The 12,700-nt window shown below is 40.3% G+C and carries 5 protein-coding genes and 2 pseudogenes; 2 read left to right on the top strand and 5 right to left on the bottom strand.

Annotated elements, in window-relative coordinates; all coding sequences use genetic code 11:
- From FTU03_RS10975 to FTU03_RS10960, 4 genes and pseudogenes are all read right to left on the bottom strand, one after another.
- Positions 1-407 (bottom strand): annotated as a pseudogene (locus tag FTU03_RS10975) (transposase); the annotation flags it as partial.
- 236 nt (positions 408-643) lie between these two features.
- Positions 644-1,264: a hypothetical protein gene (locus FTU03_RS10970; protein WP_154320123.1), complete on the bottom strand. Its 621-nt coding sequence runs from the start codon at positions 1,262-1,264 to the stop codon at positions 644-646.
- A gap of 18 nt (positions 1,265-1,282) precedes the next feature.
- Positions 1,283-8,326, bottom strand: a complete 7,044-nt coding sequence (locus FTU03_RS10965; protein ID WP_179989050.1) for a hemagglutinin repeat-containing protein — start codon at positions 8,324-8,326, stop codon at positions 1,283-1,285.
- 86 nt (positions 8,327-8,412) lie between these two features.
- Entirely contained in the window at positions 8,413-10,170 is a 1,758-nt protein-coding gene (locus FTU03_RS10960) for a ShlB/FhaC/HecB family hemolysin secretion/activation protein (RefSeq protein ID WP_154320126.1), read from the bottom strand.
- A 305-nt stretch (positions 10,171-10,475) separates the two neighbouring features.
- On the opposite strand from FTU03_RS10960, the gene FTU03_RS10955 reads away from it, so the two are divergent.
- Positions 10,476-10,814, top strand: a complete 339-nt coding sequence (locus FTU03_RS10955) for a transposase (RefSeq protein WP_154320127.1) — start codon at positions 10,476-10,478, stop codon at positions 10,812-10,814.
- Here the strand turns inward: FTU03_RS10955 and FTU03_RS10950 are convergent.
- Positions 10,799-11,101 (bottom strand): annotated as a pseudogene (locus tag FTU03_RS10950) (transposase); the annotation flags it as partial. The gene FTU03_RS10955 and the pseudogene FTU03_RS10950 overlap by 16 nt on opposite strands.
- Before the next feature lie 335 nt (positions 11,102-11,436).
- On the opposite strand from FTU03_RS10950, the gene FTU03_RS10945 reads away from it, so the two are divergent.
- Positions 11,437-12,669, top strand: a complete 1,233-nt coding sequence (locus FTU03_RS10945) for an ATP-binding protein (RefSeq protein ID WP_094069408.1) — start codon at positions 11,437-11,439, stop codon at positions 12,667-12,669.
- Positions 12,670-12,700: the final 31 nt, after the last annotated feature.

The following is a 12,700-nucleotide window of genomic DNA, read 5'->3' as shown; positions in this document are numbered from 1 at the left end:
AATGAGTGCATTGTCATCGCTGAGTTTGGCTTGATAGCGGTAGCAGGTTTCACTAATGCCAAATGCTTTACAAGCCAAACGAATACTAATGGCATGCTGGGCAACTGCCTGTTGTGCCATCTTACGCTGGCAAGATGGCTTTACCACTTTTTTGCCATCGCTTCCTGGATGATTTCGGCCTTTAATCGCTCTTCCGCATACATCTTTTTAAGTCTGGTATTTTCGGCTTCTAGCTCTTTCAGTCGAGCCATTAATGATGTATCCATACCACCATATTTGGCACGCCATTTATAAAAGGTAGCATTACTCATGCCGTGTACACGGCAAAGGGTCGCTACAGGTGTGCCAGATTCTGCCTGTTTCAAGATGGACATGATCTGACTATCAGTAAATTTAGATGTTTTCATGCAGAATCTCCTGCTCGTATCTTAAGAGAAAATTCTACTTTTAGATCCTATTATTTTTAGGGGGGATTACCGTATCTTTCACATTCGTCACAGTACCTTGACCTAAGGTTGCCTTGGTCAGTTGTTCTGTTTCTTGCCCGCTGCTATTGATACCAATGGTCGTTGAACCTTTTGGAGCTGTAGAAGCTTCTTTAGTTCCCTTTTGTGGAATACCAATACTGGTCGATACATTAATTTCAAAAATTAAAATCCTTTAACGTCTTTCCTTTTTCATCCAATAATTTATATACAAAATCAGGTTCAATTTTTAAAAATAACTCAATAACATCATGAATTTTCCAACCATGTATTTCTGGATGATCAATGATTGAAATTAAATGTTCTTTTAAAAATGGAATATATTCTTTGAAGTCCTCATCGATTATTAAACCAAATAAAGAATCTATTCCAAAAGGTTGAGTATTAGCAAGCTCTATTATTTTGACAATATATGGAAACAATTTTTTTCTTGTTAAGGTACCTAGACCATGGTCAGATTTATCAGCCCAATAACGAATAAATGCTCTAAGAACATGTTGCAATGTATCATCATAACCATTTAGCCTATGATCAATAAAACCATTTAATTTATTGTTTTCAAATAATGCAGTTAAAGCATTAAAACCATAATCATCTCCCCAAAATGTCAACAATTTAGCAGCTTGGAATACAATATAGTCATCCGAATTTGTTAATAATTCTCTTAACTGTTCTATACGGCTAACTGAAATATCTTCAGCATCTAAGTCCTCTGCTATATCTGTATAATTGACACTATCAGGAATCTCATTTAATAAGTCTATAATCTTCTGTTCCAACTCTATACTCCTTACAAACTATTTCTTTATGTATTCTGATGGAACACAACCTTTGATTAAGCATTCCCCATCTCTAATAGCATGATTCAAATCTTTATTTGCATCTCTTAATTTATCTCGATTTTTTTTACTAGGATTACGATCATATTTCGCCTGAGCTGCATCGACTTTAGATTGTAATTCCTTTCTAACTTCGGTATGTGTCACAATCTGACTACCAGAAATCTTACCTGCATCAATATCTTCCTGCAATCGCTTCGTATCAATCTTAATTTGCTCACCACCATAATTTTTAGAATCAATAGCTATTGCTGGATCACTTGTTGAAATGTATGGTGTATTCTCAGAATTACCACCTCTAATATGAGATTGAACAGATCCTGTTCCTTCAGGGTTTGCAGCAACCAAATCACCTTTGTCATTTATGTAAGCTTTTGGTTTACCTTTATAATTTTCTGTAGCAGAAAAATCATGATCATTACGAGTAACATAATCAGGAACAGTAGGTTTTACTGATATTTCATCACTATTTTTAGCTTTTCCTTTCCCTGAAATTAGTGTCTCAGCAGCTATACCAACAATAAAAGTAGCACCTAGCTTTGCATTTTGCAGTGATTCCGCATAATTAAGACTTCGTTGAAAATCATCATCGCTTAGTCCAAGCTGTTTCAACTCACTAATTTTTTCAGACCGACTCCAATCATCATATAGACCATCTGAAAGTCCGTAGAGTGATTTTACTAAATGATCTGATACCGCATTTGTAGCATAATCAATATATTCTCCACTAAATTGATTAACTATATATCCTGCTGTTGCTTTTACAGGCCCTCCTAACAACACGCTAGCAGCAAGTTGTATTTTTTCAATGTCAACACCACTATCTACAGAAATTTTTTCTATATTTTTACTAATTTCTGCTGCCGCATGTAAAAATTTAAAACCTAGTAAATCCGTTTCTTTTACAGCAAGAGAACTATCTGTATTTTCAGCTAATATACTAATTAAGGAGTTTGAGTTGACTATTGGTTGCTCTTTAGAGAGCTCAGAATTAAGAATCTGTTCAATGCCACTACCATTCTGACTCAAAATATCTAATTGTTCTTGGACAGCAGATAATTTTTGAATTGCATACCAATAATTATCTGTATCTATAATCTTTTCGACCTCTTTAATTTCAAGACCATTTTTCAATAGCTCCCCTGCAACTTGCTGCCCATATTCCTCTAAACCCTCAAAATCTGCTGGTAAACTATAAAGTTTTGCTTGTATATTATTTAAACTTTGTAAAGCCTTCTCTTTATATTCTCCCTCAGGCATTTGCTTCACAATATTTTCAGCACTTTGACGGAAATTTTCAGGTAATTCCTTCTGCTCTTGAATAATCTCCGCCCGTCCACTCTTACTCAGTAAACGCTGATCAACCGTCACAGAACCATCCAGCATGCCCGTCACTTGGTCACGAGTAATTTCTTGCGTATTATTAATGTCCCGATTGGTGCTGTCTGAGGCATTTGCAACAGTCCCTTGACCCATCGTTGCCTTAGTCAATTGTTCTGTTTCTTGTCCACTGCTGTTAAGGCCAATGGTGGTTGAACCGTTTGGATATTTGGATTTTTCTCCATCTTTGTTGTTCGTGGTTTTGCCTATCGTCGTTGATACATTAAAACCACTGCTACTGTTGTAGTTATGATCTTCTATGTCTTTCAGCGCAAGTTCGCCTGAATAGTTCAGCTTACCGTGATCCGTTAATGTGCCGTCTTCATTCTTCGTCGCATTGGCAATCACACCACCAATACTGGTAATATTTTTAACACCCATCGCATCTAGATCAGCATCGTTCTGCGCATTGCCAATCAGCAGCTTACTAGTGTCATTTACCCATGCACTGTCAATGCTGCCCTTACTTTGGTTATAGCCAGCGCTGATATTGCTGGCTTTACCGTTAGAACCAAAACCTAAGCCAATATTTCCGCCTTTGCTGCTATTACTGCTAGTCTCTGTATCCTGCAAGCTTTCTACATGGATCTGATTTACTTGTAGATTACCTCGGTCAGCGATAGAAACCTCACCGCCCTGAATATTCAGTTTGTCTATTGCACCTTCAGTACGATTCAGCACAACTTCACTATTTACGTGGGTGAGGCTTTCGTTTTGTGATTGGCTGGTTTGCTTGCCTATTGAAGCACTGCCGCCACCGCCATAGGTATAGCTCACACTTTGGCTATTGGTTTTACTATTGCTGTCCTGTTTACTATGCTCGACGCCTGCAGTCACATTGAGGTCTTTGCTGCCATCAAAGGTCGTGGTGCCTGTTGCATTCACTCGGCTGCCTTGGATATTGATGTCTTGGCCTTCTGATTTAAGCTGAAGGTTATTTAAATCTAAGTTGCTACCTTGCCATTGGCTTTGTTCTGTATTCGTGGTCGTCGTAGTTTCAATCCTTTCACCATTGGCACCAATAGTAAAGCCATAGGTTGCACTGCTTGCAGCCGCAGATGCGGCTGCTGCCCCTACAGCAATCTGTGCACTTGCCACATTGGCCGTTGCCATTGCGACATTGGCTTTGCTGTCATCTAAGGCTCCTTTGGTAATTCGACCCGCTGCATAGTCACGTTGTGCTTGGCTATAATCATCTTTAGCTTTAGATAAGGCTTTAGTTGCATCTGCAACAGCTTCTACCGCTAAGATTGCATCTAAATAGGCATTGCGAATGCCGACTTCTGTACTGATGGTTTCAGTATGAGTCTTTTCTTCTGTGGTGGTTTTATTTTCATAACCGCCTATGTTAAGATTTCCTCGACCATGATCAATGATCGTATCACCTGTCGCTGTGATATTTTGGCCGAGGATATCTACACCTTCTGCACCTTGAATTGTTAAATTTTCAGTATTGATATTGCCTGACTTATGCGTTGTGGCTGTAGTTTTAACGGTATTCTCTGCGTCTTCAAGTACAAAGCCGCCCACTCGAATGCTGTCTTTATTCAGCTTAACCCCAAGACCTTGTACCGTTTCTTTGCTGTTTGACGTAACAGTTTTGTGTTGTTCTTCTGCTGCATCGAGCGTGACTTTTTTGCCCGCTAAGACCGTGTTCTGTGCATCAATGTTGCTACTGGTCAGTGTCGTTTGACCTGCTGAACCCACATAGACATTATTGGCACCAAGATCGGTCCCTGTTTGTGTTCTTTGCTCAGTCCGTGTGCTCGATGATTCTCCGATCGTGATCTTCGGTGCTTTTAATCCCGGAGCTAAAGCCTCAATACCCGCTAAGCCAACAGCAGTCACTTTCATTAAGTCTTTGGCAATGCCACGATAACCTTTTTGGGTTTCATCCCATTGCTGATCATTGGTTTCTAATGTCGTCAGACTGACATTTTCGGGCAGGGCATTACCATCTTTGGATTTTAAACTGCCATCCGCTTGGCGTTCGAATTGTTTATTGCCAATATAAATATTGTCTTGAGCTTGTATATCATTGGCTTGCAGCTCGATATTTTTACCGGCATTGATATCAACATTTTTGCCAGCTTTGAGCTGTGTTTGTGCAACATCTTCGTCGATATATCCTGATTGACGGTTTTTAAATTGAATTGTATTTTTCTTGGCTGTTTCCGTGCTCTTTATATCAGTATCAATATCTGACAAAAGTTTTACATTGCCTTGGTTTGCCGTAATTTGAATGCTGTCTTTCGCACCAGCTTGCAGGTGCGTGGCTTGAATATCTCCTGTTTGGCTATTGATCAGGATATTGCCACCCGATTGGATGTCGGTTGCAATCGATTGACTGGTCGAAGATTGGATTTTTTTATCTGTTGTAGAGAAGCCACCTTTTTCTTGGGCTGCAAGCTGAGAACTGCGTTCATCTCGTCCATTTTCGATCAAGACATTTTGTCCAGCATCAATCACTACATTGCCCGACGTACTGTTCAAGGTGCTGGCTTTAATCTGAGTATTGGCACCACTTTGCAGGGAAATATTTCCTTTCGCCTGAATCTGCGTCCCTACATCTCGACTCGAAGCATTCAGAATCTGATCCTTGTCACCTGCTGAGCTTAAATCACTGCGACTGACATTCACCGTAGAAAGATTCAGGTCTTGTCCCGCTTGGATCGCAATGCTACCTTGGCTTTGTAGATCTGATGCAGTCAGATTGATATTATTCTTGGCATTGGCAACCAGCTGACCATCCGCATCTTGTACATACAGCCCAGCAACACGGCCAATGTTTTCAGCGCTAAATTCACTTAAACCGTGCTTATTTTCAGTTTTAATCGTCGTGGTGATGTTGTTAATGTCTCGGCCCGCATCAAGGGCAAGGATTTGATTGGCGGTCATTGTCCCACCAATATTATTGATATCGGTGTGTGCTGTCGCAAAGACATCTCGACCTTGTATTAAGCCACCCACGTTATTAATGTTATTGGCTTCAAGACTCACCAATTGGCGTCCAGCAATACTGCCTTGGTTGTTTAAATCCCCACTCAGTTTTAAATTGACCGTCTCGCCTGCAATCAAGGCACCTTTGTTGTTTAAGTCCCCCGACTGTACCGCAACATACACTTTCGGTACCAAGACTTGGATTTTTTCGCCATCAACGGTAATGGTTTCTGTCACCAGCCACACCATATCACTGGTCAATCGAGCAATCTGTGCTTCTGAGAGCTTCACTCCAACACTTAAATTAAGATCTTTGGCAGCACTTACCCCAGAATCCATCAAGGCTTTGAATTGATCCTCGAAGTTCGTATAACCATCTAAATAAACTTGACCCGTCAGTTGTGCAATTTGGTCATTGACCAGTTTTTGCTCGTAATAACCATCCCCTAAACGTTTTTGCATATTTTGTGGGTTGGTCGCGAACATTTGCAGCATGTAATCACTGCCTAACCAATTTTTATAATTGGTAAAGGCATCGCTGCTTTCAATCAAAGGGCGGTTATTATTTTCTTTATTAACGCTGTATAAGGATTGCAGCGGTAAGCTGAGTTCTGAGGTATCACCATTTAATGTGCCTTGGTGAGCACCATCATATTTCACCACATCAAGTTTTATTGGCGTTACGATATCAGCTGGATTATAGGGTTTAACACTGTTCCACTTACTTCGTTTACTTGTACCTAATGTATTCCAACCTACATAGTGATACTGTGATGTCCCCGTTTTAATCACACGATGCTCACCCTCAGCATCAATATTATTCACTTCATTTTGTTCAATATTAATGCCTTTCGTCGCTAGAATTTGGCTCTTGTCATTGGTCAGGCTTTGGCCTTTTAGCGTCAGTGTGCCACCTGAAATAATCTCCGCTGGTGCACTGGAATCCACATAGTGTTGGGTTTCGTACTGGTTGTAGATATATCGGGTATAGTCTTCATATTTTTGACCATCCAGATAAATGCTGTCATAACTGCCACGACCTGTAATATGCGATGAATCAAGAATTTCAGCGCTTCCAGCACCTTGATAAGCGGTCACATCTTTGCGGGTTTCTGGTATTTCTTTGACACTTGAACTGAAATGCAAATTTCGGTTGGTCAAAATATCCACGCCTAAGTACATATCACCCACGGATTGAATACGTGCACTGGCATTGTCTAATAATGCGGCAGAGCCTTCTGCCATATGGTTTGCATTGAGTTGTCCACCAACAGTCAGCGCACCTTCGCTGGCAATTAAGGCTTGTTCTCGGTTTTCAATTTTTCCGCCTGCAATATCTAAGCGTTGACGTGCCGCAATCGTGCCTGCTTTGACATCGCCATTGGTTTGCTGTTCTGCATTGAGAAGATGCGCGGCTTGCAGGGCAATATGGTCACCATAGATTTGACCTGTACCCACGTTTTGGATGCCTTGACTGGCATCAATACGAGTTAAACCTTGGCTATTAATGAGGCCGGTATTGTTGACGTTTTCAGCCTGAATGCGTTGATCGCCTAGACTTAATATCTTGCCATTATTGTTTAAATCTTTTGCTTGAAGATTTAAACTCGCTGGGGTGCTATCGACTTTATTTTCTGCAACTACTGCACCGCTATTTTGCAGCTCGCCATTGGCACTGATTTTAATATGCCCGGCTGAAGCAAACACTTGCCCTGCATTGTTAATCCCAACCCCTTGTTCGGTACTGATTAAACTGATTTTGCCCGCATACATTCCGCCTAAGTGACTGGTATCAATGGCAAACTGTGGCACAGTGCCTGCCAACCCCGAAGCCGCCTGTATCGCACCAGCCTGCGGATTAACTTCAATATCATTTTGTCCAGCAACCACCGTCAATTCTTTAGCCCAAATCCCCGCATTGATCTGTGCAGCACGGCTGAGTAACTGGGTATAGTCGGCTTTACTGGCATCCAAGCCCTGACCTGTGATGTTAATCACCCCGTCACGGACTTGATAACCTGTCACTTGTCCATTTTGAATATTCGGATTGGCGGTACTTAAAGTCACCCCACCTGCATTGATAAAACCGCCACCATCGACATTAATCCCAGCTTGGTTGGCAATGATCACATCTGCTTTACGTCCACCGACCTCTACATAGCCATTTAAGTGACTTGGATTGCTGCCGTTCACCTGATTAACAATGACTTTGGCTTCACCGCCTGCAAGCCACGGATTGGCTTGGATATAACCCCCAAGCTGCGTTTGAGTATTTTGGCGGCTGTTATTTAAAATGACACCGTTCTGATTCACATCAAATTGCTGGTAGTGATTCACCGATACCCCAGCTTTGCTTGGGGTTTGAATATTCACCTGCGTTGTGCCATTGGCACTGTTCAATATCGTTGGACGCTGATTGCCTGCCGCATTCGAGTCTGCAACAACATTGCTGTGCGATACACCAATAGATGCATTGATCAGGGCAGTGCCTGTAATCAGCATCAATGAAAATGAAAGAACTTTTAAAGCTAAACTTTTTTCAGAAGCAACGACTGGTGTTTCAAGATCAACCGCTTTATTATTCTGTGTTGAGGCTTGTCCTGCAGCTGCGACATTTTCTGCAACAGCAATCATTTCACCACGGGTTTGACTAAAAATCGTTTTATAGCAGTTCTTATTCATTTTTCAATTACCAATGTGTCTTTATTTGGGAGATTTTTTCGCTTTAATACTACGAGCTCATTTTTTAGTTTGTACTTTTCTTTAGATCAGAATGAATAACTGGCACTAAAACCATAATTCAAATCATAATTTTGGAAATATTCAGGCTTCTTGATTGGTTTACCGATAAATATATCGTAGTAAAAAGTGCCACCCACCTTAAATTGACCACGTAGCCCCATCGCACCACCCACAAGGGTTTTACCTAAAAGCCATTGGGCAGATTGACCATCAACATGCCCAGCATCCAAGGCCATATAGAATTGATGTGCGGGAAAAATAGACATGGCTAAATCATTGCGCCAGTAGAAGCCACGGTCTGCTGCTAGGGTTAGGTCACCATCAAAACCGCGTACTGTATACCTTCCACCAATGGAAAGCCGGTCTTGGATGGTCAGCGGGGTGTCATTGTATTGCGCTCTAAAGGCACTTGAGTAGCTATATTGCTGGTTCTCAAATTGGAACGGAACATTCAGATTGGCATCTAGCGTCCAGATCTTCATCCGTGATGTACCTTCGTTCAGCGCTTCCTCAACTGCTGGTAATGAATCGAATGCACCTGTGCCTCGCTTATACCCTAGACTCAAATCCAGCACTGCAAATTGAATATATTCACGATGATCAAGGTTTAACTGCCAACCCGCAACATCTCTGCGCTGTATGGTCAGTTCGGCATCATCAATATAGCTTTTAGATTCTCGATGCCAGCCTTTCAAGGTCGCTGAGGTTTTACGCTTGGCATCCCGATAAAGCAATCGGGTCAAGCCTAAGTCTTGAGTCTGACTTTCTCCATTATAGTTATAGACATTATTGGTGCCTGCAACAGCTTGGTCATAATTGTATCGACTCGCATTGGCGCTGATCAGCCAGTTTTTATAAGGGACTGAATAATGAAGGGCATAGTTATGGGTTCCGCTCTTCACAGTGGTTCCATTTTGATCCGTAATCTCTTGCTGATCTGCTAAGTTACGGCCCATGGTGACGTAAAATAAGTCACTTCTAAATAAAGGGTTATCGACTGAAACGGTGATGTTACCTTGGTATTTACCGGTTTGACGACTACCGGCATCATCAGCACTTAAGGTCACGCGAATTGGAATTTTTCGCTGTTTCCATTTGACGATAACATCACTTTGATTGGGCGCATCTGCAGGAATAATTTGAATATCAGCTTCCGCTGTAGGCAGTCTTTTTAAGTTTTCTAAGCCTTGCTCTAAGTCACGTAAATTGAGAATATCGCCACTCTTCATTGGAAAGATATTTTTGGCATATTGAATTCGGCCTGCTCGGGTATTTTCCTCATCACTTAAATCGAGTTTGATTTCTCGAACTAATCCCGGAATGACGGTGAGTTTTAATACGCCTGTACTTAAGTTTTGAGGTGCAGCCAATATTCGTGTCGTAGTAAAGCCTCGGCCAATGATGATGTTCTGCGTTTGCGTCATCAACAGATTAATTCGCTGCTCACCCATGCATAAACCTGGAGTAAAACTTAAATCTTTTAACGCTTGTTGCACATATTGATCAAAATGCTTACTCATTTCGCCATCAAGTTCAACTGTCTTGATTTCAAAACAATTCTGATCTTCAAGGTCGGTAAGTTGTACAGCTTCTTTTTTTTGGATGACATCTAAATTAACATCACGTTCTGGTTGTATAATTTTTTCTAGTTCTGCTTGGCGCTGCTGGTTTCGAATCAAACCATCTATCGCTGGATCAAATGTTTCTGCAAATGCAAAAGGAGTAACAACAAAACCACCCAAAGTAAGCAAAATACTTTTTAATACTATATTTTTTTTGAACATAAATTTATTGCATGTTAAATTTTGCGCAGAAATTAACAAATAATGACCAAATATTCAATGGTATTTTATTTTTCAATTTCTCCCATTAGATTGTACCCCTCAATAGACACTTAACTTTCATTCTGCAGGACACCTTCACTTGCCACATGTGTCGTTGATAGCCAATCTGACCATTGTTCTTGATATAACTGTACCATATGAGCACTTGGCTGTTTTTTCGTAAGCGTCCGCTGAACACACCTTATGAATTCATCCTATAAGCCTTAATTTAGTCCCCACTTAAAAACAAGTGGGGACTTAAATTTATGACGACAAATAATCAGACATCCATCGCATCTCTAGCGAAAAAACGAAGAACATACAGTGCTGAATTTAAACAGCAGATCGTTCAGGCTTGTAAAGCACCTGACGTTTCAATTGCTTCGGTCGCTTTGCAACATGGATTGAATGCAAATCTTGTATCCAAATGGATTCGCTTATTTGATGGTAAACCAAAGAATGATCGCTCACCACCACCGAATAAACCTGCATTTATTGCCTTATCCTGCTCTGCACCATTAGATCCTATTTCTACTAATATGTTAACGGTTCAAATTGCTTTACCTCACTCAAAAGCAGAAATTGGCTTTGTGATACGGGTCTGATTTTTCTTGATAAGCTGTGGCTCAAATTTACCCTCACGATCTCTAGGGGTATCTAGTTCAAACTCACCATCATCAGTCAGTAGACGCTTCGTTGTGTAACCATTGCGAGCATTTTTACCTGTTCGTGGACTATTCTTTTCGTAACCTAAATGGTCGGTGAGTTCCGCATTAAGGGCAGTTTCAACAGTCAATTTCTTTAAAGCCCGACTAAAATTATTGAGATCGAGTTCGGTTTTTAGGTTCTTGGCTAACTCTTTAGCGAGTGCCAACATTGCTTCATCTTTCATGGTAAACACCTTTTGTTTGACCCCAACAACGTTGGGGGAGTTTAAGCGTTTACATAGTTTTATTTACAGTCTCAACAAATCCGAAAACAAGGCATCACCATTGCTCATCTAAGGAGTAGACCCAGATACGATATTAGGCATATTTAGGTTTTTTGTCGTGTACAGAGTCAAAAAAGATAGAATCTGGATTTTTATTACATTTACTATCCGTATACTTCAACAGCAGCTTTGAATGTTTCACTTAACCTTAAACTTTTTTTAAAATTAAATATATTTACATATACGTTCTAAAATTTGATATAATTTATTAAAACTTTAGATTCCAAGTGTAAATAATGAGAAGCGCTAATATTCGACGTGATGGCTACTTAAAATTTCTGAATACATGGCAAGACCGTGATGTCATTAAAGTACTTTCAGGTGTGCGTCGCTCTGGAAAATCCACCTTATTGGCAATGTTTCAACAAATCCTAAAAGCACAGGGTGTACAAGCCGAAAACATCATTGCCATCAACTTCGAATTTATGGAATTTGAAGAACTCACCGATTACCGTAAACTACATGATTATGTATTGTCCAAAGTTGATAAAAGTAAAAAAAACTATGTTTTCTTAGATGAAATACAACATGTTACAAATTTTGAGAAAGTAGTCGACTCTTTATATGTTCGGGATTATATCGATTTATATATTACAGGCTCAAATGCATTCTTTCTAAGTGGAGAACTTGCGACTTTACTTACAGGACGCTATATCGAGCAACATGTTCTACCTCTGTCATTCCAAGAATTTAAACAGTGGCATATTGAAAATAATCCGATCATCCAACAATTATCAAATCGTGATTTGTATGCCATGTATACGCGCAGTAGTTTCCCTTATACGCTTGCCATGACTAGCCAGCAGGAAACTTATGATTACTTGCAAGCAGTCTATGCCAGTGTAATGTTTAAAGATGTTATTCCCCGTTTGAATACTGCCGATATTAACTCTCTCGAGCGTGTCGCAAGATATTTGGCAAGCGTGACAGGCTCACCTATTTCCATCAATAAAATTAAAAATACCTTTGTTTCAAGTGGGGTTAAAATTTCATTTGAAACAGTAAAACGCTATATTCAGGGCTTACAGGACAGTTTGTTATTTTATAGTGCCGCACAATTTAAAGTACGCGGGCGTGAGTTATTACAATCCTCTGAAAAATACTATTTAGTTGATGTCGGATTGCGCCGGATTATGTTGCCTGATGCTAATGCTGATCAAGGTCATATCTTAGAAAATGTGATTTATCTTGAGCTTGTCAGACGAGGTTATACGGTCTATGTAGGGCGGGTTGATGAATATGAAATTGATTTTGTTGCTGTCGATACTTTACAGAATTTAACTTATTATCAGGTGGCATTAGAAACGCTCAATGAGGAGACACTCAGCCGAGAGTTACGTCCATTACAGAAAATTTCTGATTCGTATCCCAAGTATTTGCTTACCTTAGACACGATAGGGACTGAAGCGAATTATAATGGTATTGTAAAAATGAGTGCTCTCGATTGGTTGCTATCTGAAAATAAGTAAAGTTGAGGGTAGACATGGATACACTTATTTA

The sequence above is a fragment of the Acinetobacter sp. YH12046 genome (assembly GCF_013419905.1).
GTDB lineage: Bacteria > Pseudomonadota > Gammaproteobacteria > Pseudomonadales > Moraxellaceae > Acinetobacter.
The sequence above is the reverse complement of the archived record's forward strand: the minus strand, read 5'-3'. Positions and strand labels throughout refer to the sequence as shown.